At 46.9% G+C, this 23,994-nt stretch carries 16 protein-coding genes; 1 reads left to right on the forward strand and 15 read right to left on the reverse strand.

The window, feature by feature from the left end; translation table 11 throughout:
• Window positions 1-123: 123 nt before the first annotated feature.
• A complete protein-coding gene (locus tag AB4Z30_RS24870; protein WP_441930113.1) occupies window positions 124-1,089 on the reverse strand; it encodes an AraC family transcriptional regulator in 966 nt (321 codons plus the stop codon).
• Window positions 1,090-1,360: 271 nt separating this feature from the next.
• Complete coding sequence (locus AB4Z30_RS24875; RefSeq protein ID WP_441930114.1) at window positions 1,361-4,585, reverse strand: copper amine oxidase N-terminal domain-containing protein; 3,225 nt, start codon at window positions 4,583-4,585, stop codon at window positions 1,361-1,363.
• Between the two features lie 353 nt (window positions 4,586-4,938).
• On the opposite strand from AB4Z30_RS24875, the gene AB4Z30_RS24880 reads away from it, so the two are divergent.
• Entirely contained in the window at window positions 4,939-5,898 is a 960-nt protein-coding gene (locus tag AB4Z30_RS24880; RefSeq protein ID WP_441930115.1) for a hypothetical protein, read from the forward strand.
• 1,151 nt (window positions 5,899-7,049) lie between these two features.
• On the opposite strand, the gene AB4Z30_RS24885 is transcribed toward AB4Z30_RS24880, so the two are convergent.
• The 13 genes from AB4Z30_RS24885 to AB4Z30_RS24945 all read right to left on the reverse strand — a co-directional run bounded on the left by AB4Z30_RS24885 (window position 7,050) and on the right by AB4Z30_RS24945 (window position 23,987).
• Window positions 7,050-7,652 (reverse strand): GNAT family N-acetyltransferase, encoded by a 603-nt coding sequence (locus AB4Z30_RS24885; protein ID WP_441930116.1) that lies wholly within the window; start codon window positions 7,650-7,652, stop codon window positions 7,050-7,052.
• 119 nt (window positions 7,653-7,771) lie between these two features.
• Complete coding sequence (ilvA, locus tag AB4Z30_RS24890; protein ID WP_441930142.1) at window positions 7,772-9,004, reverse strand: threonine ammonia-lyase IlvA; 1,233 nt, start codon at window positions 9,002-9,004, stop codon at window positions 7,772-7,774.
• Window positions 9,005-9,330: 326 nt separating this feature from the next.
• Window positions 9,331-10,197, reverse strand: a complete 867-nt coding sequence (locus AB4Z30_RS24895; protein ID WP_441930117.1) for an alpha/beta fold hydrolase — start codon at window positions 10,195-10,197, stop codon at window positions 9,331-9,333.
• A 264-nt stretch (window positions 10,198-10,461) separates the two neighbouring features.
• The gene (locus AB4Z30_RS24900) at window positions 10,462-12,762 is read right to left on the reverse strand and encodes a beta-glucosidase (RefSeq protein ID WP_441930118.1); all 2,301 of its coding nucleotides are present in this window, start codon (window positions 12,760-12,762) and stop codon (window positions 10,462-10,464) included.
• 259 nt (window positions 12,763-13,021) lie between these two features.
• Window positions 13,022-13,627 (reverse strand): alpha/beta hydrolase, encoded by a 606-nt coding sequence (locus AB4Z30_RS24905; RefSeq protein WP_441930143.1) that lies wholly within the window; start codon window positions 13,625-13,627, stop codon window positions 13,022-13,024.
• A gap of 11 nt (window positions 13,628-13,638) precedes the next feature.
• Entirely contained in the window at window positions 13,639-14,589 is a 951-nt protein-coding gene (locus tag AB4Z30_RS24910; protein WP_441930119.1) for a ring-cleaving dioxygenase, read from the reverse strand.
• Window positions 14,590-15,018: 429 nt separating this feature from the next.
• Window positions 15,019-16,101, reverse strand: a complete 1,083-nt coding sequence (locus AB4Z30_RS24915) for a hemolysin family protein (protein WP_441930120.1) — start codon at window positions 16,099-16,101, stop codon at window positions 15,019-15,021.
• Between the two features lie 80 nt (window positions 16,102-16,181).
• Window positions 16,182-17,519, reverse strand: a complete 1,338-nt coding sequence (locus AB4Z30_RS24920; RefSeq protein ID WP_441930121.1) for a hemolysin family protein — start codon at window positions 17,517-17,519, stop codon at window positions 16,182-16,184.
• 927 nt (window positions 17,520-18,446) lie between these two features.
• A complete protein-coding gene (gene purD, locus AB4Z30_RS24925) occupies window positions 18,447-19,712 on the reverse strand; it encodes a phosphoribosylamine--glycine ligase (RefSeq protein ID WP_441930122.1) in 1,266 nt (421 codons plus the stop codon).
• Window positions 19,713-19,934: 222 nt separating this feature from the next.
• A complete protein-coding gene (purH, locus tag AB4Z30_RS24930; RefSeq protein ID WP_441930123.1) occupies window positions 19,935-21,482 on the reverse strand; it encodes a bifunctional phosphoribosylaminoimidazolecarboxamide formyltransferase/IMP cyclohydrolase in 1,548 nt (515 codons plus the stop codon).
• 334 nt (window positions 21,483-21,816) lie between these two features.
• Window positions 21,817-22,434, reverse strand: a complete 618-nt coding sequence (purN, locus tag AB4Z30_RS24935) for a phosphoribosylglycinamide formyltransferase (RefSeq protein WP_441930124.1) — start codon at window positions 22,432-22,434, stop codon at window positions 21,817-21,819.
• Window positions 22,434-23,474, reverse strand: coding sequence for a phosphoribosylformylglycinamidine cyclo-ligase (gene purM, locus AB4Z30_RS24940; protein WP_441930125.1), 1,041 nt, complete (start codon window positions 23,472-23,474; stop codon window positions 22,434-22,436). Before purM ends, purN begins: the two co-directional genes overlap by 1 nt.
• Before the next feature lie 69 nt (window positions 23,475-23,543).
• A complete protein-coding gene (locus AB4Z30_RS24945; protein WP_441930126.1) occupies window positions 23,544-23,987 on the reverse strand; it encodes an immunity 26/phosphotriesterase HocA family protein in 444 nt (147 codons plus the stop codon).
• Window positions 23,988-23,994 lie beyond the last annotated feature (7 nt).

Here is a 23,994-nt window from a genome sequence, read left to right on the forward strand (position 1 = left end):
GAAAGTATTTGTTGCCTTCCATTTTGGAGTAGAACAATACATCCAGAAAGTAGTGCAATAGAAGCAGTTACTTAAATTTTAAGAAATACTACTTAAGATTAAGAGACCGTAAGGTCTCTTTTTTTATTGAGGTGTTCTTATTTCATTGTTATGCAGGTGGAGGTTTTGCTCCAGTTCGGGCTGATTGCGTAGTTTAAGACCTTTACCAGGTGTTTCTCCAAATTGGCGCTTAAACATGCGAATGAAATAATTCACTTCCATGCCTACATTCTCTGCCGCTTCCTTCACACTGGCTTGAGGATGTTCGTTCATCCACTCCAGTCCCTTTTGCAAACGCCAGGACTGCATATACTGATGCCCAGTCACACCATAATGCTGATGAAATAATCGATTCAAATGCTGAACAGAGTAACCTGCAGCTTCGGCCACATGTTTCAATAAGAGGTCATCTTGATAGTGTACCTGCATTAGGGTTATTGCCCGGTTGAGCCCTTTCAGCCCAGCATCCGAATTTTCTTGTACATGTGAACCTGCCACATCACTCTCTTTCTTAGCACTTTTCGCCCTCATAGATGGTTGTCTCCTATTCCCCTCCCCATCAGAGGAAACAGGAACGACTGGAGCTAACGACTGAGCCATGTCCAGAATAAGCTGGTAGAGCAAGGCAGACGTTTTCCACATCGACATCCTTCCCTGATCCAACGCCTTCCACAGTTCTATCATCTGTGCCCAGATCAGATCAAATCCGGCTAATGTGCAAGGTTCTCCGCGGGCGATGCCAGCTGTGTGGAGCACCGATGCTGCTAGTTCACCACCGATGCCAATGAACCCAAGCTCTCCGCCCGCTTTTGAATGGGGAATGTACTCATGAGCAACGCCCGGTTCCAATGCAAATAATTGCTCTGGACCCATAACGAATGTTCCCTTGCCAGAAATGTTGAACCGCCCCCCGCTACCCCGTGCCAAAAATAACTGATATACCGGAAAGCCCTCCGGGCGATGCAACCCTTTCTCTTCCTGTGTACCCAAACCGTACAAATATAGTGGCATGCGGGCATCCGGCTGCCCCGTCAATCGAAATGCTAACATTCCATCCTTCCTTTCGGCTGATCTGCTCCCACGTTCTTTGACTTCTATTATCCATCCTTTGATCCAAACCCGGCAATGACCTTAGGAACCCTTTTGAGAATTTCATTTATTGGAAAAATAAGGACATCGGTCATAGCCCTAGCAGAATGCTGCCAATGTGCCATTTACGGTGGGACAGAAAAACTCCCTTTCCGAAGGTGGAAAGGGAGTTGGGCATAAAGTTCATGCTGTTTGAAACAGCGAACTTCATACAAGGATATACCTATTAGACTTATGAACTTTGTGTACCAGAAGTAGATGACTCACTGCCAGTAGAAGCCGGATTGTTACTTCCACCAGAAGCAGGTGCTCCGGTATCCCCACCAGACGTCCCACCACCTGAACTACCCGCTGCTGGGGCAGGAGTGGCGGCTGGAATCTTCAGATCAGCTGGATCTGAAGAAACAGAAAGGTATTTCGTTGGTTGACTGGACACTGAGACCACAACAACTTGGTAATCTCCTTCTCCAAAAATGAGCCCATCTGAATCCCTAGTATCATTTCCAATCATTACTTTTTTACCTGTTTCACCAATACTTAAACTTGTTACAGGTGTTCCGCTAATACCTGATTTACTCGATTTTTTAACAATATAAACATCGTAATTTTTAATACCTGTTTCACTAGTTGGCTTGGTAAAATTGATACTAATTTCACTAGATATTGCCGTTGGTTTAAGATCTGATACCTTCCCAGCATCTATTGGTGTTGGTGCTTGTTTTTTTGCATTAATCGTAAAATTAGGAGATGTCGCTATATTTGATTCTCTTTTGCTATCAGACTCGGACAAGATGACTATTTTATATGACACTCCATCTTTAATTTGGTTGCCATTGCTGTCTTTCAAAGTGGAGGGCAGCTCTGTAGGGCTTGAAGCTACCTCAACTGCATTATTTTCTCTAACCGTCGCTTTAGCCGTATTAAGATCAAATGAAGTTGTAGCCGGTACAACCATTAACATGTAACGCTTGATACCTTGTTCCGGATTTGGTTTGCTAAAGTTCACAGTTATATCCGTTACATTACCTGCCGCTTGATCTGCATTTTTGACATCAATATTGCCAAACTTAACTGCTGACACAGCTGACGTTACTGATAAACTGATATCTGCGAAGGCTGAAGACAGTACATTCGGAGTGCTGTTACCGTTACTGAAGGCAAGAACAAATATACGATAACTCTGATCATTCGTAATATCTGCGCCATCTGAAGTTTTAACATTTTCCAGGTTAAAGGTATAATCTCCACTGCCACCAGCTTTATTCACAACCTTGTAGTAAGGATTCCGATTGGCTTCCTCCAGGTTGAACCTTCCTATATTGGCGGCTTTAACCGCAAAGACACGATAATGATTTATATTAGCCTCATTGGAAGGCCTATTAAAAGTCACTTGCAGATCTCTACCATTGCCATTATCCGCAACATCGGAAGCACTCACTCTGGTTGGTGCTGTAATCGCAAAATTCTGAGTCAGTGTAATTTGAGCCGAAGACGAGGACAATGCGTTTTGGCTCCAGTTCCCGTTGTTATTTACGGACAATACGAACACCCGGTAAGCAAGACCATTTACAATGAAATTCCCGTTGGTATCCCGTGTATCACGCTGTAGTGTCACTGTCAGGTTACCACCCGTTTTATTCACCTGTGTATAATAGTTCGAAGAATTTGCAGCATTCAGATTAAAGCTTCCTACGTTATTGGCAGGTACAACGAACACACGGTAGTGGGAAACATTGGATTCATTCGTTGCTTTGTTAAACGACACGCGCAGATCTGATCCATTCCCGTTGTCCGCAACATCTGTAACAGACAGATTCGTTGCCACACCTGCAATACTATTCGACGTCAGTCTCAAGACGCTTGAAGAAGAAGACAGAGCATGAGTGTAGTTGTTCTGCTGATTGCCTGCTGCCATGACATAGATGCGATAATCCTGCAGGTTCGTGATGTTATATCCACTGGTATCCCGCATATTGGATGGCAGTGTAACCGTAAGGTTGTTGCCTGTTTTATTGACAGTATAGTACAAGCTGGAAGACAAATTGCTTGCTGTAGTTAGGTTAAAGCTGCTGGATACCGTGTTGCGCACAACAAACACACGATAGTTTGCTACCTTTGACTCATCCGATACACGGTTAAAGCTCACCTGAATATCGCGTCCATCTCCATAATCCGCAATGTCTCTCACTTGTGTAATGACCGGAGCTGGAGTTGTGTTCGCGGACAATGTCAGGGAAGATGAAGCCGCAGACAGCTTGCTATCTGTTGCTGTATTGGCACTTACAGACATGATGTAAACAACATACGCAGTCCCGTTTTTGATCAACTCGCCTGACGTATCTCGCGATGATGAGGACAATTGGCTTTTGATCGTACTCGAATTCCCTTTATTAATGAACGTGGAATTTGTGCTGGATACCTTGTTCGCAGCAGCCTGGTTAAATGTCGATGCATCCTTCGCCTTTACAACAAATGCACGGTAATTCGTAATATTCGAAGTCGTGCTTGGCTGTGTAAAGTTGATCTCCATATCTCTTCCGTCGCCATAATCACTAATATCAGCAATCCGCAGCCCTGTCACAGCCTGAACAGAAGGTTTCACTTGGTTCAGCTTCAAAACTTGTGAGGACCAGCCTAAATAGTTTTTGTTGTTATTGTTGCTGTTACCTACAGTGAGTACATAAAGGCGGTATGTTTCATTGCTATTCAGCAGATCACCGTTCACGTCACGTGTCTGAGCATTAAGTGTAAGCTTCGGATTGGTGCCGTTTGGTGTAATCGAAGTATAGTTTCCCGGAGATACTGCCGAAGCAACCGACTCCTTAAAGCTGTTGGTATCCCTGCTTTTCACCAACATCACCCGGTATGCCGATACGGTTCTTTCTGAAATAGCACGGGTGAAGCTTACTGTGAGATCACGGCCATCTCCGTTAGTGCCAGATACCGATCCGTAGATATTCCAAGCAGAAAATTGTGTATCATCAATTGGCGTTTCAGGTGTAGACGTTGTTGTTTTAATATCCACGCGTTGATTACGTGAATTCCAGAATACTTTTTCCCCGAAAGCTTCACTCACAAAACGAATTGGAACCATCGTACTACCCTTAATCGTACTCGCAGGAACATCCATCACATTCAGTTGACCATTGATATATGCAGCCTTGGAACCAAGTGTCAATGAAACCTCCCGATCGTCACGGGTCGCTGTAATGGTTTTCGTTCTATTGTTGTACTTCACCTCCGCATCAATCCCTTCAAAGATCGACCGAAGCGGAACAAGGACACGTCCTGCCTTCATCACAGGGGCTTGAACTGATTGCACCTCTGTACCGTTAATATATATGCTAATCCTTGCTGCAGCGTCCATCACAGATGTTGGTAGTGCAGATACAAGCATGGCTGATACAGCCAGTGCTGACATCACCTTTTTCACTTGATTGCCTCCCGCTTTCCTCATATACCTATCCCCATTCTCCCATGATTAGTTCACTCTTATAAATTAGCTATGCAATTCAATAATTCCTGTATTTTCCTATGCACAACTAAGACGTTCCAATTTGTAAAAAAGTTTCCGGTTTCCCAAAATTATTTTCGCAGAAACATTGGTCTTGCATCTACCTTGTAAAGGTTAAAATTAACAGAATAATTTGTCACTATTCCGCAACCACTTTCTGTGCCAATTGCTTTAATCTATGGGTAAACGCTCACATAATGTATAATTAATGTTTCACAGGATGTAAATTCATTTTGAACAGGCCAACTTTAATTCGGCTTCAATTACTAAACCATAACTACAGGAGGTTTATATCCATGACATTATTTTCTTTTCAAAATAAAGGCGTGCGCACGCTGCTTACCGCAACGGCTATAGCGATGCTGCTACAAACGGCAGTTGCTCCAGTCGCCGGCATTGCTTCTGCTGCCCCTGCTACAAACACCAAGGTAACTTCAGCCGCTTCAAGCGCGATCTATAAATCCTTTCAAACCATGCTCTACAAAAAAAATGGCCTGCCCGCTGCAGACCGTTATCTGGAGTCTAAGATCAGCCAAGTCACTCCTTATCATGCAACCCTGATGGTACTTCAACTCGAGAATGCCCGCTTCAAGGCACTCGACGCCATAACAGATCGCATGCTTGTGCCTAATGTTCAAGATCAGATGCAGAAAATGTACAAGTGGAATGACAGCTTCACTCAGTTGATGTCCCGCACCAAGGACAAGAATCTTCGCTCACTGCTGCAGCAGGCTAGAGATAGTGGTTATCGTCTTACTGCGATTGAGGGTTCTCTCTATCCAATCATGAATTATGCAGCATTCGATAAATACACCTCTTATGTGAATAAGGATATCAAACAGTACATCCGAATCATGGCTGTCGAAACGAATAACATTTCCACTGAGGATGGAGGGCTGATGATTGGATATCAGGAAATGTTGAATCGTGCCCTGAATCAGGAACAGTTCCTGAAAGATTTTCCTGACTCAAACCGGAAAAATCGGGTGCAGATGCTGATGAATGAATATACTCTGTATACCTTTTACGGGTTGGATAATACGCCTCTGTTCGATTATGACACCAACATAATGGATGCAAATGCCCAAAAAGGTTACAAAGCTGTCTTACAGCGCACCGCTTCCGAGGATAGTGATTTTGTAAAAAAACTGGATGCATTCATGAATGTCGTCGCTGAATCCAAGTTTGAAAAAACGGAAGCCGTCGACAAATGGCTGGAGCAGAACGTATCCAGGGATGAATATTTGAATCAGTAAATCGGTAGAGCAATGGAGGAACATGTGGGGAAGTGGGTAAGTATAGCTATCACTAGCAAACTAATTACCTAGATAAGCTTAATAGTGAGTAATGTAAGTTGGTTGCGATGGATATAGTGGCTCAACCAGGCGATCAGGCGTGTGCATGCCGTGGAAAGTTGTTGATTAGGCAACATTTTTCCAACACAGTGCCTTGCGATGGTCGCTCATAAGGTTGCACGGGTGCAAAAATATTCTAACGATCTCCACGAACCTTATTTGGCCGATTTAAAGGTGTTCAGTAATCTAACGATCACCAGAGACGCTATTTCGTCTAAATTGAGCAAAAATCGATGATTTTTCACCCTAAATGGTGAAATAACGCTTCTCCTGATCGTTAGAATTTAAAAAGGACTGAAATGGACCAAATAGCGTCATCTGAGATCGTTAGCCGATCCGTGGCTAGAAACATCGGCGTGACCGAGGTTACTTGAGACTCGGGGTGACACCTACCGCTGCATGATCGAGGCTACTTTGGGGCTTCGGGCGACACTTTCTGGTGTATGTTCGAGGTTACTTCGAGGCTCGGGATGACACTTTCCGCCGTATGACCGAGATTATTTCGAGGCTCGGGATGACACTTTCCGCCGTATGACTGAGTTACTTTGGGGCTCCGAGCGACACTTTCTGCCGTATGACCGAGGTTACTTCGGGGCTTCGGGCGACACTTTCTGGTGTATGTTCGAGGTTACTTCGAGGCTCGGGGTGACACTTTCCGCCGTATGACTGAGTTACTTCAGGCTCGTGGCGACACTTTCCGCTGCATGACTGAGTTACTTCGGGGCTCGGGGCGACACTTTCCGCTGCATGACCGAGATTTACTTGAGGTTCGTTGTAAAACTTAATGCGGTGACTCGTTACTCCTTATAACACCTCGCGATGCTTGATTACGTTTAGTATGTACTTCATATAGATTCTTTTAATACATGAGCGGGGGCAGCCTAGAAGATATCAAGCTCCCTGTACGAAGTTGCTGTTTCATAGCAAGGTGATCGACGACATGATGCCAAAAAGACGAAGTCAACTGCCCTCTTGGGCATGACTTCGTCTTTTTCATGCTTCTGAGACAGTATCGCCGCGACTAACCGCGTCCCCTGCCCCTTCAATCACCACTAAGATTCAATTCGTTTGACCATGTGGTAATACTCATGTCCACCGATGAGGATCACTTCATCTTGAACATAGCCTTGCCGTTTATAGAGCTGCATGGCGCGGCCATTGTCCTGCTCCACGATCAGGGCCACCTGCGTGTGCCCAAGCTCTCTTCCCTGCTGCTCAAATGCAGCCATCAGTGCACGGGCGATACCCTGCCCTTGAAAAACCTCACTTACCGAAAGAGTATCGAGATAATACTCTCCCGGACGGGTTTCTTTTACCAAAGCATATTTCTCATCCGCATCGCGCCCAGGACGATCCAGAAGCGGCTGATCCAGTCGCTCCACATCATCACCTGCATAGGCTACCAGCATCCCGGCAATCTGCCCTTCCTGCTCCATCACGGTAATATTCTGATAACTGATCCGGTTATTCTCCTGTGTTACAAACTCTCGCAGAATGTCCATCGCCCGCTCATGATTACTCTCACCCGCAAGCGCATAGGCAATATCCCCAATCGCCTGCACCAGCAGCGGGATGATCTGATCCACATCTTCCTTCCGTGCAGGCCGGATCTGAGGCACTGACTTCAGTTGCTCTGACCCTATAGTAGGTTTCACTTGTAAAAAGACACCTCTCTCTACATCTCTATCTTCGTTTCTATCTCTGTGTCATACATGTACCTGTATATCTTTGGGACTATCGATTTACTTTACTCGAATTGAATCCTTCACCCGATTCAGATTAGCATGTTGAACAGATTCAGGTTTTTGTTCAGCTCCGTATAGGTGATACCTTTACGGTTCATGCGTTCGATGAGCGGCTGGTAATCTTCTTTGTACATAAGCTCGATGCCAACCAGGGCAGGGCCGTTTTCCTTGTCATGCTTTTTCGTATATTCAAATCTGGCGATATCGTCATTCGGGCCGAGTACTTCCTCCAGAAACTCACGCAAAGCGCCTGCACGCTGCGGAAAATTCACCATGAAATAATATTTCAGACCTTCATAGATCAAGGAACGCTCTTTGATCTCCTGCATTCGGTCAATATCATTGTTACCACCACTGATGACACAAACCACCGTCTTACCCGCGATCTGTTCGCGGTATTGCTCAAGTGCAGCTACAGCCAGCGAGCCCGCAGGCTCAACAACGATGGCATTTTCGTTATATAACTCCAAAATCGTTGTGCAGGCTTTGCCTTCCGGTACCTTCACGATGTCATCCAGAATGTTGCTACAGATGTCATAAGTTAGATCACCAACCCGTTTTACTGCTGCGCCATCCACAAATTTATCGATATCATCCAGCGTAACCACTTGTTTGCGGAACATCGCTTCACTCATGGAAGCTGCTCCAAGCGGCTCAACACCAACAATGCGCGTCTCCGGGCTTACCGTTTTCATATACGTTCCTACCCCGGCTGCTAAACCGCCACCGCCAATGGTGACAAACATATAGTCTGCATTCTCATCAAGGCTTTCCATGATCTCCATCGCAACTGTACCGTTACCCGCAATAATCTTCGGCGAATCAAATGGATGGATGAAGGTCATACCCTGCTCGTCGCACGCACGCATGGCTTCAGCATACGCATCATCATACGTATCACCGATCAGGACAACCTCTACATTATCGCCGCCAAAGCGCCGTACCTGCTTCACTTTCTGATTTGGCGTTGTGCTTGGCATAAATATTTTGCCGTGAATGCCAAGAGCATTACAGCTAAAAGCTACACCCTGTGCGTGGTTGCCTGCGCTGGCACAGACGATGCCTTTCTCCATTTCTGCAGGAGTCAGATTGCGTATCATGTTGTACGCTCCACGAATTTTGAACGAACGCACCACCTGAAGGTCTTCCCGTTTCAGATACACATTACAGTTATATTTGGCCGAAAGTACAGCATCACGCTGTAACGGCGTTCTCACAATCACTTCACGCAGCACATGATGCGCGCGCACGATATCTTCCATGCCCACACTGGCATGTCTGGAACCTTCATTTCCGGCTCCCGTTCCTGTTGTTTCTTGATTCTCTGGTTTCATCTGTCTCCACACTCCGCTTATAGGGTCTAACAATGTCGTACATTGCTTTTCTTTTTATTGTATCACTTTTGCTCTATCCTTGCGCCTTGATGAAGGGCATGGTTACTTTGGATGCTCTAATACAACTTATACCTTACAAACTGCTTACAAACTAATCCTAAATTCTCATCGCTAAAATTTAATCTCTTTCTCTCACTCCTCAATTCTTACTCCACAATTCTTACTTCTTACTTCTTACTTCTTACTTCTACTTTTTATCCCTTATCTCTTAGCATTCGCAAAATCTCACCTGTGATGACCTCAGGGTCTGTAAACATCACCATGTGCCCCGAATGTGCTGCCTCTACCCACCTTGCATTGGACAGCTTGTTTACCGTCTGACGATGTGCCGCAACAACTGCAGGTCTAATCTTACGTTCTCCCTTGCCTGGCAAGGTACCCGAAATAATGCTCACTTCCAGATCCTCCAGCTCGGGCGGCTGCTCTTTTAACAGCTCCATATCTCGCAAAAAATTCTTGCCCTCTGCAGCCACCGTACGAGCGGCTTGTACCGTAAAGTCCTCATGGCGGTGATCTGCTACAACGTCAGCAGGCTGACTAAGAAAATCCTTTATGCCAAGGAAACGATACAGCCCTACGCGAGCCAGAGCTGGAATAAGTGTGCCATTAACCGCGAAACCCACCTTCGCCATACGGGAAAAATATAACTCACAATGCTCATCCGACGGGTCAACAAGAATGATACCCTGCAGACGCGACAGATTACTAGCCGCCGCTACACGTACAATTGGCCCTCCCCAGCTATGCCCCACCAGAATAATCGGCCCCGGCCCCATCGCCGCTAGCAGTTCATTCAGGTCTTCTGCAATCCTGGCGAGCGTGCGTGGAGAAGAATCAACATCACTTCGTCCCGCTCCGGCCCTGTCATACACAACGGTACGTGCATGCTCCGCAATCGTCGGTACAACCAGCCCCCATGCAGATCTGGATACGCCCATCCCCGACTCAAAAACGACCGTCAACTCTCCAGCGCCCTTCGACATGTAATGCAACTTGCGGCCATCCCGGGTCTGAATATATGCACTTGAACCCAACGTATGTAATCCAGCATCATGACTCATTGTTTCACCTTCCCTCCCCACTGGTCCACAGTATCCCGTCACTCATCACACTTCTAAATGAAAATGATTATCAATTACTAATTATACCTTTTTCCCTGTAAAAAAAGAACACCCAATCCATCATCGGATCGGGTGTCTCTCTCAGCCTTGCAGTAGCTGAACGTACAATATAAAGTTTATGCCCTCGCGCCCTTTTCCTCGCGCATAGCCTGATCACTTCTTCACAGATCACCAGGTTATGGAGCATAATCGGGATGAAACTCTCTATCCGCGAATGCCGTGATCTTTGTTGTTCATCTGCTCCAGTAACTGATTCATCGACTCCTCGGTCATGGCGCCACCGCTAAAGGCCACAAGGGCACGCAGCGGCATATATTTCATCATCGCGTTCATCATATCCGCATGATCATGATCACCAGAATCGTCACCGCCGCCAAAACCGCTCGCTTCCTGGAACTGCTGCAAGGCACGTTCGAGCAGCTTTTTATTCTCCGGGTCGCGCTGAATATCGCCAAGCGTACTGTTACGTGTGTACGTAGGAATAAACGTAGCGGTGGATTCGACACTCACCCGAGTCTGCAAACGAATATCACGCGAAGAGCTGCCCACCTGAATCTCGAACTCGCCAGTCTCAACGTGCCAGTCTTTCATATCCACGTTGTAATACGCGAACGAACGCTTATTCAGGGTGAAATGGATCGTTTTCGACTCACCAGCTTCAAGTGCCACTTTCGCAAAACCTTTCAGCTCCCGATCCGGACGAATCACCGTACTCTCCACATCACTAACATACAGTTGTACGATCTCTTTCCCTGCACGCTCCCCGGTATTAGTGACACGTACCTGCACCTTCAGCTCGTCCAGATCCGTTAGCGTTGTACGGTCCACCTGCAAATCGCTATACTCAAACGTGGTATAACTTAAACCGTATCCAAACGGGAACAGCGGCTCCAATTCTTTTTTATCATAATAGCGGTAACCGACGAAGATCCCCTCGCGGTAATCCACTCGATCCGCTTCTCCAGGGAAGTTCAGATAGGACGGATTATGACTGAGCTTGGCTGGAAATGTCTCTGCCAGTTTACCAGACGGGTTCACCTCACCGTAGAGCAGATCGGCGATTGCGCCTCCTACAGCCTGTCCGCCAAGATAAGCTTCAAGCACAGCTTGAACCTGCGGCAGCCAAGGCATCTCCACTGGAGAACCGTTGCTTAGCACAACCACTACACGGGACTGCACCTTGGCAACCTCTTCGATCAGTCGAATGTGGTTGTCCGGCAGACGCAGATGGGCACGGTCATACCCTTCGGACTCGTAACGATCCGGCAACCCCACAAATACCACAGCGGTATCTGCCGCTTGCGCAGCCTGAACGGCCTCCTGCAACAGCGTATCATCCACATCGTCCTCTTCAATCCGGTACCCTGGTGCATAGGAGATCGTTACTCCATCGCCTGCCACCTGAGTCATCTCGTACACAATATCATCCACCTTGGTCGGATTAATGTGGGAGCTTCCCCCTCCCTGAAAGCGAGGTTTACGCGCAAAAGCACCTATGATGGCTACGCTATCTTCACGCTTTAGTGGAAGAAGCCCGGCTTCATTTTTCAACAAAACCATACTCTCGGATGCCACTTTACGTGCAAGCTGATGATGTTCATCTTTATCGTACGAAGCATCTTCTTTCTTATGATCGACCGCTTTGAAAATCAGCGTAAGCAAACGCTCCACCGCAAGATCTAGCTTGTCCACGGGCAGCTTACCACTCTCTACAGCATCCATCACCTTACGTTCCCCAATACCGCCGCTTGCCGGCATCTCCAGCTCCAGTCCAGCAGCAAGTGCATCTGCCCGCTCATTGACAGCGCCCCAGTCGGAAACAACCAGCCCATCATGGCCCCATTCATCCTTCAAAATGTCAGTTAATAGCCACTGATTTTCACCTGCATACGTGCCGTTCACTTTATTATAAGAACACATTACCGTCCACGGCTGTGCATCCTTCACCGCGCCTTCGAAGCTGGCCAGATAAATCTCGCGTAACGTCCGTTCGTCCACCACCGCATCAATCGACATACGACGCTCTTCCTGGTTATTCACTGCAAAGTGTTTGAGCGACGTACCTACGCCCTGGCTCTGCACCCCCTGAATATGAGCGGTAGCCATCTGAGTCGATAACAGCGGGTCTTCGGAAAAATACTCAAAGTTCCGTCCGCCCAATGGGGAACGTTTAATATTTACACCCGGCCCAAGCAGTACCGCCACATTCTCGGCCTGACATTCTTCACCCAAAGCCACGCCCACCTGGCGCGCCAGCTCGGTATCCCACGAACTCGCCAGCCCTGCGGCTGACGGGAAACAGGTTGCAGGTACACTTGCGGTCAGACCCAGATGATCTGCGCTGCTATCCTGTTTACGCAATCCGTGAGGGCCATCCGTCACCATGATGGATGGAATGCCGAGACGCTCCACCCCTTTTAGATGCCAAAAGTCGAGCCCTGAGCACATTCCCGCTTTTTCTTCCAGTGTCATCTGCTGTACCAAATCTTTGATGTTACGTTCCACATTAACCCCTCCAGTTCATGATCTCAGTGTAGTGCCGAAGCAATACAACAAGCATACCGCGCGAGCTCTCCCCATTTCAAATCTTTACCCGGTTCGTGACGTTTACATAACAGATTCCTTCATTTTTGCTGAGACATATAAGTTGAATTAATAAAATGAAAAACAGCCCGATCTCACAGATCAGGCTGTTGTGCACTTCTTGTATATGTCGCTATATGCTCGATTTCGTATTGCAATACATCCAACTACCGCATCTGTATTATGCCTGCGACTTATACCATGCTGCCGCAGCTTCTGCCTCGGTACGTGTCAGCTGATGTCCCTGGCGTTCCCAATGCATATGCACATCGGCACCCGCCCCGCTCAGTAGCGAAGCCAATTCTTCGGTTTCATGCCTTGGCACAATTGGATCATTCTCCCCTGCTCCGATAAAGACCGGCAGTCCTTTCAAATCAGGTAGTGTCAGTCCGCGTAGCGGCACCATCGGATGGTGCAGGATCGCTCCCTTGAATACATCTGCCTGATGGAACATCAAACTTGCGGCAATGTTGGCGCCATTGGAATAGCCCAGTGCATACACATTCGATCGATCGAACCCATATTCCACAGCAGCCGCATCGATAAAAGCACCCAGCTCCGCTGTCCGTGCAATCAGATCCTCTTCATCGAAGACACCTTCCGCAAGGCGGCGGAAGAAACGTGGCATACCGTTTTCGGACACATTCCCTCTTACTCCAAGGATCGATGCACCCGGAGCAATCATCTCTGCCAGTCCAATCAGATCGTTCTCCGTGCCCCCAGTACCGTGGAGCAAGAGTATTGTCGGCGCATCAGGCTGCGCACCTGCTTTATAGATATGTTTCATTGTGGCTGTACTCATGATTTAGACTCTCCTTTCCATTCACGTACTTGAATCGGTGGCAGCAATTGTTCAATCTGCGCACGCTGTGGTTCATACCATTCTGGCAACATCAACTTCTCACCCATCGTCTCTTGCGGCTCATCCCGCGCAAAACCTGGAGGGTCTGTCGCGATCTCAAACAGAATGCCGCCCGGTTCACGGAAATAGACCGCGTTGAAGTATTGACGGTCAATCACCGGCGTTGGATGATATCCGGTTTGATCCAGTTCCTGCTGAATCTGTTCATGCTCGGTGTAATCTTTGGCGCGCCATGCAATATGATGGACTGTTCCTGCACCGCCAATACCGCGCTGAATGCCAGTGGATTGAATATCAATGATCTGCCCCAGATCACCGTTTGCACGCAGACGGATCAGTCCGTTTTCTTCGCCGACCTGCTCCAGACCAAGCTTGCTGACAAGCACATCCATCGTTTTCTCAGGTACATGACTGTAGAGCACCGCACCGCCAAAACCTTTGATCGCATGCTCAGGTGTCACCCCGTTGAATGCCCACTGGCTCGGCTCGCCGCCTTCGCGCTCAACCAGTTCAAGGAGCAAACCCCCTTTATCGAAGAAACGAATATATTGTTCACCGAATCTCGTTTTATTTTCATATGGAATATCGAAGGAAGCAAGACGTTCTTTCCAGAACGACAGGCTGCCCACCGGTACCGCATAGACGGTAACTCCGGTCTGACCTGAGCCGATCACACCTCTTCTTGAATTTTGCTGCGGGAAAAACGTAATGATCGTACCTGGCGCGCCTTGCTCATTGCCGTAGTACAAGTGATACACATCCGGTGCGTCAAAGTTGATCGTTTTTTTCACCAGTCTAAGTCCCAGCACCCCTGCGTAAAAATCTACATTTTTCTGTGCGTCGTCGACAAAAGCTGTAATATGATGAATGCCTGAAGTTCTGAACATAATTTCCACTCCCTTGGTTTTGTTTTTTTTGGTGTTTGGTTTATATCTTGGTTGTTGTAAGGTTCTTTTATTTATTGTCCTTGAAGTCTAACATTACCTTTGTGTTTTGTTATTTATCTTTAATTTAAGATTCTTTAAATTCATATTAATCCATTTGATAGCAATATGCAAGCATTTATTTTAAAATTAAGATATTACGGTGATGAACTTTAAGTATACTCGTTGGTTCTGCCAAAACGTATCGCTCTGAACGGCTTTTTACATAAAAAAACAGGTCTCCGCACTGAAGCACGGAAACCTGTCTTAATATAAATACAAATGAACGACATTCGAGCTAGACACATTAATCTATAGCCATTTTCAAGACCATAACGATACCAGAGTACTCGTAAGTCTATCTCACCTGAAATGAGGCCTCTGCTCTGATTACTACACCAATTTTAATTTCTTTGGTGGATTGACCAGATCTTTATGCTCATATTCATCCTTGATATCCCCTACAATCTCTTCGAGAATATCCTCCATCGTCACCATGCCAATCGTAGCGCCAGCTTCGTCTTTGACGGAAGCGATATGCACACGGCTATGCTGCATCTGCACGAGAACATCTTTGATCGGTGAACGCTCCGAGAAGCTCGGCATGGGATGCACAAAAGTGTTCATACTAAACGTTTTGCCCGCAGCCACACTCGTTAACGTTTGCTTGGTATTAATAAACCCGACAAAATGGTTCGTATCCCCGTTGGCAATCACAGGATACCTCGTGTACTCATGCTGGTTCAACACTTCAATAATCTGATCCAATGGCATTTCTTTATTCAGCGTAACGATCTTATTTCGGGGAATCATGATCTCCTGAAGCAAACGCTCATCAAAGGCAAAAATGTTTTTGAGATAATCCAGCTCCGTCTGGTTAATCTCGCCACTCTCATAACTTTGCGCCATGATCAACTTTAATTCCTCTTCGGAGTGAACCGTATCATGCCCGGCCGGTTTGATACCGAAAATGCTAAGCAATAAACGTGCTGCACCATTCAGCGCATAAATGAACGGGTTCATGATTTTACCGAACCAGTAGAGCGGTGGTGCAAGCAACAATGTCATCTTCTCAGCAAACTGAATGGCAAGTGTCTTGGGTGCAAGCTCGCCAATAACGACATGCAAGAAGGTGATAAATGCCAATGCAATCGCGTAAGAGAGTACGGTGGACAGTGCAGCAGGCACTTCCAGACTCTGGAATAACGGATGCAACATCTTCTCTACGGTCGGTTCGCCCAAAGCACCCAGTACGAGCGCAGTAATCGTAATACCCAGTTGACAGGCAGACAGATAATAATCCAGATTATGTGCAACTTTTTTGGCGACCACTGCTTTTTTGTTGCCTTCCGAGATCAATTGATCAATACGGGACATCCGCACTTTCAAAATAGCAAACTCGGCTCCTACGAAAAACGCGGTCAAACCGATAAATACAGCTACTAAAAATAAATTCAAGGCTATTATTCCGTCCAATGATTTCCCTCAAGATGAGGGATTCACCTCCATTAAGTTTTGAAATAAATATATGCAGAGCAACGTTCTTCTTCCAACAATTAAGCCAGATCGCTTGCAGCTTCTTGGACCTCAATACCGTTTACACGCTCAAGCAGCACCTGCTTGATGTGATAGTTCTCGGCATCCACAACCGTCCAGACATAGTCGCCGTGTTCAACCGTATCCCCTTTTTCTACGCCGACACCCTTCTGGTACTGAATCCATCCGGCAACCGTATCCATCTCTTCATTACCTTCGAATACAATTCCGAATTGACGCTCCAGTTCATCCAGCAGCACACGGCCACTAATTAGATACTGGTTTTCCCCGGTCTCCTGAATGTCCGCTACTTCATCAGCATCGAACTCATCCCGGATCTCACCGACCAGCTCTTCAAGGATATCCTCCATCGTAATGATTCCCGAAGTACCGCCGTACTCATCCACGACGACAGCCATATGAACACGTTCCTGTTGCATTTTGATCATCGCATCTTGTATGGAAGTGACTTCCGACACAAATGGAATCTCACGCACAAATTCACTCAATTGATGTGCCCGGGTCGCAACCATGTCCGGCAAAATCTTCTTCACATTCACAACACCAATAATGCGGTCTTTGTCTCCATCCTCGATGACGGGATATCTGGAGTAGTTATGCTCATCCAATATAGGAATAATATCGTCATAGGTCATATCCTGATTCAGTGTAACCAGTTCTGTACGCGGAACCATGATGTCTTTGGCATCACGTTCGTCGAACACAAAAACATTTTCCAGATACGAAAGCTTGGTCTTGTTGCTCTCATCGCCTTCATAGCTCTGGTTCATAATAATTTTAATCTCGTCCTCGGAATAGGCTTGATCATGTCCGGCAGGCTTCACACCGAATCCACGCAGGATTACACGCGATGCACCATTGAGCGCCCAGATAAACGGGTACATGACTTTACCAAACCAATACAGCGGTGGCGAGAGTAACAATGTCAGTTTTTCCGAAAACTGAATCGCCAACGTTTTGGGTGCCATCTCACCAACAACGACATGCAAAAACGTAACGAGAATAAAAGCTATCGCATAGGAAGCAATCGCCGAGGCAGAGGCAGGTACATCAAAATAGCTAAACACCGGATATAACAATCTCTCCACCGTTGGTTTACCCAACGCCCCGAGTCCCAGAGCCGTAACCGTAATACCCAGCTGACAGGCGGAAAGATAATAATCCAGATCCGAGACGACCTTTTTGGCAAGCACTGCCTTTTTATTGCCTTCGGCAACCAGTTGATCCACCCTTGATGTACGAATTTTCACAACAGCAAACTCCGACGCAACGAAAAATGCGGTTAGTACAATCAAGATGATAAGTAATGCGATATTTAATATGGTAATTATGTCCAAAGACTTCCCCGATAGTCAGGGATTCACCTCCAAAGATAGTTACAGCGTGATGCAGTAACGTTTCATACCGTTAACCTTTCATGCGCTGTTTAATGTCTGATGCCAAGAGCCAGTGACGAATAAAAAATATATAAAAAATCAGTTCATGATCACTTCTGTATAAGTCGCATAATGACCTTGTAAATCTAAAACAGGAATCCAAGATGAAGTCAATAACGCCTACGACGTGAAGAAACGACTTCAATCAAAACGGGTTACCCCTCATGCTGTCCATTGTTCCTTGATCAACTCCACCTAGATTCGCCATTTGGACAATTTACAATATCGCCTACCCAATAGATATCCACCTCCCAACGTATCGATTCCTGTTTCCGAAAAGTATATCATGTTTTGATCTAAACCATCCAGTTGCACGTTATGGTTTGGCACAAGCTTACAGTCTATTGTTCACAGAATAGTCTATATGTATGTTATCCTCTGGCATTTTAGCCAGGGTGACTCTGCACATGAGTGATGGATTTCTTATCGTCTATGTTTCTTCAGGTTTCTATATTTCTCCGTGTTTACGTAAACGGTTCTTCGGGCTTGCTTCAGTCCTCTTGTTATATAATAGTGCAATTTATTGAAATACTACCCGTTCCATTCAGGCATTAAACAGATTCAGAGACTCACCAGCATAGTGGCTAAAGTATTGCATTCAAGCAGATATGTAAAGCATTGTAACTGTCATTTTTACACATGATATATGTAATACGCATTAAAAGCCCGCAGGATGCAAATACCTTCTGGTACCCCTCCTACGGGCTGGCTTTATCAGCGCAAACGTGCTCTATTCCTGATCCATTCAACAAAGTTGATTGAAATTCAACTTCACTTTATTTTGCTTAATCTAATCAACTTATTGCTTGAATGCCTCACATGGCTTGTTTACACCAAAGCTTTGGCTGCAATGTCGGTACGTTGATGTTTGCCTTCAAATTGAATGAACTCTGCTTGTGCATATGCTTTGGTTCTTGCTTCTGCAATGTCAGCGCCTAGGCCTACAACACCTAGAATACGTCCGCCGTTTGTCACCCAGTCTCCAGCTTCATTACGCGCTGTTCCCGCATGGAACACAACAGCCTCTCGGGCTTGATCCAGTCCTTCAATCACAACACCTTTGGCATAAGGGCCGGGATATCCGCCTGAAGCAAGCACAACACATACCGCAGCCTCATCGCTCCACTCAATCTCCAGATCAGCCAGCTTTCCGTGAACGGTTGCCCAGAAAATGTCGAGTAGGTCCGTTTTCAGACGTGGCAGCACCACTTGGGTCTCTGGATCTCCAAAGCGTGCGTTGAACTCAATCGTTTTGGGTTTGCCATCCGGGGAAATCATCAGACCTGCGAACAGTACCCCACGGAATGGACGGCCTTCAGCTACCATCGCCTTGGCTGTTGGTTTGATGATGGTTTCAACCGCTTCTTCGATAATGGAGGCCGGAATGTGCGGAAGCGGAGAATATGTACCCATACCGCCCGTATTTGGTCCCTGATCATTGTCGAACACGGGTTTATGATCCTGCGCAGCTGCCATTGGACGAACCGTCTCACCGTCAACAAAGGCCAGAATCGACATTTCCTGTCCAGCGAGGAATTCTTCAATAATCACTTTGGCTCCAGCTTCACCAAATACTTTATCGACCATAATGCTGCGAAGTGCCTGATTCGCCTCGTCACGAGAGTATGCAACAGTAACCCCTTTACCTGCAGCAAGTCCATCCGCTTTAATGACAACAGGGATCACTTGCTCGTTCAGATATGCCTGAGCCTGCTCGTAGTTGTCGAACTTCTCATATGCAGCAGTAGGGATGTTGTATTTGTGCAGCAGGTCTTTCATGAACGTTTTACTGCCTTCGATCTCCGCCGCATTCCGGCGCGGACCGAAGACCGGAAGACCTGTCGAGTCAAATGCATCTACAATGCCGTCTGCCAGTGGATCATCCGGTCCAATAACGACGAGGTCTACTTTCAGCTCAACAGCCAGTGCTTTGAGTTTATCGAATTCATGCACCGCAATCGGGTGACACTCTGCTAACTGTGCAATACCCGCATTCCCGGGTGCACAATGAATCTTACCTGCCTTTGGACTTTTTGCCAGTGCCCAGATAATTGCATGTTCGCGGCCGCCGCCGCCGACTACCAAAATATCCATTCGTCTGTTCCCCTCCACGCTTTACTGGATTGTAATGTTCCTAATCTTTAAACACATTAAGTGATCTATTTTTAATTGCTCTATTTCCTGAAAAAAGGAGTGCCCCATACGTCATCAGCATGACAGGTGACACCCCTTTATAACACTTGCCCCTTTTTTGATGAGAGAGTACTTTAATGCTTCCGTTCTAACCTTAACTCTCCAATCTGCTTATCACTCGTCCTAGTGTTTAAAATGACGTACGCCTGTGAATACCATTGCGATGCCGTATTCATTGGCTACTTTGATGGACTCTTCGTCTTTGATCGAGCCGCCTGGTTGAATGACTGCTGTAATACCAGCTTTTGCTGCCAACTCAAGTGTATCACCCATCGGGAAGAATGCATCGGAAGCAAGAATAGCACCTTTTGCCTGCTCGCCAGCTTGCTCAATTGCAATTTTGGCCGCACCGACACGGTTCATTTGCCCTGCACCTACACCTACCGTCATGTCATTCGAAGCAAGTACGATCGCGTTGGATTTCACGTGTTTAACCACTTTCCAGCCAAACAATAGCTGTTTCATTTCTTCTTCGGAAGGTGCACGATCTGTAACCACGTTGAGCTCGCTCGCTTCAATGGAATGTACGTCCGATTGTTGAACGATCATGCCGCCGTCAATCGATGTCACCACGAATTGGCTTTCACGGTTGCGAGCTGCATTCAGTTCACCCGTTTTGAGCAAACGAATGTTTTTCTTTTTCGTCAGGATATCCAGAGCTTCTTGGGTAAAATCAGGTGCGAGTACGATTTCCAGGAAAATCTCGCTCAGCTTGTTCGCCGTATCGCTGTCGATAATGCGGTTTGCGGCCACAATACCGCCAAAAATCGATGTTGGGTCAGCTGCATAGGCTTTGCTATAGGCTTCATAGATGCTTTCGCCAATCCCTACGCCGCAAGGATTCATATGTTTCACGGCAACGACTGCTGGCTCTTCGAACTCTTTGACGATCTGCAGAGCTGCGTTGGCATCATTGATGTTGTTGTAGGACAACTCCTTACCGTGCAATTGCTCGGCTGTAGTCAATGTATCTTGTGCAGCCAGCGGTTTGCGGTAGAATGCCGCTTGTTGGTGTGGATTTTCGCCGTAGCGTAGATCCTGGAGCTTTTCGTAAGTAACCGTCAGGCGCTCTGGTAGTGGATCGCCATTAACGTTGGACAGGTAATCGGAGATGAGTGCATCGTAAGCCGCCGTATGGCGGAACACTTTTGCCGCAAGCCGTTTGCGTGTTTCCAGCGTGGTATCCCCACCGCTGCGAACTTCCTCCAGCACTTGGCTGTAGTCGGCCGCATCCACAACAACGCTAACAAAAGCATGGTTTTTAGCCGCAGAGCGAAGCATCGTTGGACCACCGATATCGATGTTCTCAATCGCATCTTCATAGGCTACATCCGGTTTAGCGATGGTTTCCTGGAAAGGATACAGGTTTACAACAACCAGATCGATATAACCCAGACCAAGCTCCTGCATTTGGCGTGTATGCTCTTCGTTATCACGAACAGCAAGCAAGCCGCTGTGAACTGCCGGATGTAACGTTTTGACACGTCCGTCCATAATTTCCGGGAACCCGGTTACGTCCGAAATTCCGATGACAGGTACGCCTTCCTTCGACAACAGGCTGCTTGTACCTCCTGTCGAAATAATCTCCACACCCATTTGCGACAGCTCGCGGCAAAAGTCCACGATGCCTGTTTTATCCGATACGCTGACCAGCGCTCTTTTGATACTCACAATATGCTCCTCCTTTATTATCCCATAAGCTTCGCGTTTCCTGACGAAACACAGCCGATTTATTTCCCGAGAAATATCACAAAATGCGTACCAATTTTCGACTTCTGTTATATAAGTTGAACCATAGTGTTTACACGGAACACTCCGATGACAGAACAACCTTGAGAGTAGCGGTTATCCCCAGATTTTTTGATTCCCTTTTTTCAAGGGGAAAATCCGGTGATAAGCTTATGCTTCCGATGCAGCTTTCTTGCAGAAAGCTTTTAGGCGAGCGCTTCGCTTTTCCAGGTTTTCTCTGTCCTCTCCGTTAACGTGTAAAAAGGGGCAACTTATATCAAACCGGTTTGTTTACGGTGACATGACGTCCGTTTAGTTGGACCAGACCTTGCGCGAACCAGGATACCACTTCAGGGTACAACTGCTGTTCGGCTGCATGAATAGCTTTGCTAATCGTATCCGCTGTATCTTCCGGCTGAACTGGCACAGGATGCTGGGCAATGATCGGCCCTGTATCCATGCCTCCGTCAACAAAATGAACGGTTACACCCGTCACTTTCACACCATAATCAAGTGCTTGTCCAATCGCATCCTTACCAGCAAATGCCGGGAGTAGCGATGGATGAATGTTGATCAGTCGACCCGCGTAACGCTCTACCATCACGGAGGTCAGCAGTCTCATATAACCTGCCAGCACAACCAGATCAATCTGTTTCGCTTCCAGCACCTCAATAATCTCTGCCTCGTATGCTTCACGCGAATCATACGCTTTGGGCGTAAACAGATGGCAGTCTACCCCTGCATCCTGTGCTCGCTGCACAACACGTGCAGCAGGTTTATCACAAACGAGCAGTTCCACCGAGGCACCCAAAGCGCCATTCCGTGCTGCATCCACCAGAGACTGAAAGTTACTTCCTGTCCCTGAGGCAAATACAGCAATACGGTAGTTCGTCATTAAACATCCGCTCCCGTGAAGGTTACTCGCGCATCTCCTTCAGTCACACGGCCAATGATGTATGCTTCTTCACCGGAAGCTTTCAATTGCTCCAGTGCTTTGGCTGCATCTGCTTCGTTCACAACCAACACAAGTCCGATACCCATGTTAAACGTTGTGAACATATCACGGTTGGATACATCGCCTTTTTGCTGTAAAAGGTTAAAGATTGGCAGGATCGGCCATGAGCCATAATCGATATCTACATTCACTTTACTTGGCAGCATACGTGGGATATTCTCAATAAATCCACCGCCCGTGATGTGTGCCATCCCTTTTACGTTGACACTTTCCAGCAGGGACAACAGCGGTTTTACATAAATTTTCGTCGGCTCAAGCAAGGCATCGCCCAGTTTGCCACCCAGCTCTGCCACTTCGGAGTGCAGATCCAAGCCAGCTTCTTCAAGCAGCAATCTGCGAACAAGAGAGAATCCGTTACTATGCACACCGCTGGAAGCGAGACCGATCACCGTGTCTCCAGGTGCGATGGTTGTGCCGTTGATGATTTTTGCTTTGTCCACAATACCTACGGTGAATCCTGCGATATCATACTCGCCTTCACTGTACATGCCCGGCATCTCAGCCGTTTCACCGCCGATTAGCGCACAGCCGGACTGATGACAGCCTTCCGCGATACCCGCAACGATCGCTTCAATCTTCTCAGGGATAACCTTATCGCAAGCGAGGTAGTCCAAGAAGAAAAGCGGCTCTGCTCCTTGAACAACGATATCATTGACACACATCGCTACTGCATCGATACCGATCGTGTCATGACGATCCATGGCAAAGGCAATCTTCAGCTTGGTTCCCACGCCATCTGTACCGGAAACCAGTACCGGCTCATCATATTTGTCCTTGTTCAATCCAAACAGGGCACCGAATCCACCCAGATCGGTCATAACTTCGGGACGGAAGGTACGCTTTACGTGTTTTTTCATCCGTTCAACCGCTTCATTCCCTGCCGCGATATCGACGCCGGCCTTTTTATATGCTTCGGACACAACCCTCACACCCTTCGTATCTTATATAAATTGAGCAATATAAACTTTTGTGTAAATGAAAAGTCTAACTCATTTATTGTTACTCATCTCCAAAAGATGAATCTGTACCAATTCAAATCCAGCTACGCCCATTGTAATGTACTGACTGTACTCTTCTGGTGGAACCATTCGAATGAATTCATCACCGTTGTATACCCCACCGGCGCACTGGAATACTTGCAATTCTTTTTTCGCCGGAGTCAGCGGGATGTTACCAACAATGCTCCATGTGCCATCTTTCAGCAACTTGGGTGACGTGAAGATCACGCTGCTCTTACGTTTACCATAAGAATAGACAAGGAATTCGCCGTCTTCCAAACTTACAGTTTCGTCACGCTGAATGCTCATCACGCCGAATGAAAATGCCTTTTTGAAGCGGTCTCTCAGTGCACATATCACCTGACACACGGCAAACCGTCCATCATGCATTGGAATCAGAAAAACATCGCCCTCATTATAGCTTTTTCTTCCCATAAGTCTG

It is taken from the genome of Paenibacillus sp. 2TAF8 (assembly GCF_052114825.1).
Classification (GTDB): domain Bacteria; phylum Bacillota; class Bacilli; order Paenibacillales; family Paenibacillaceae; genus Paenibacillus.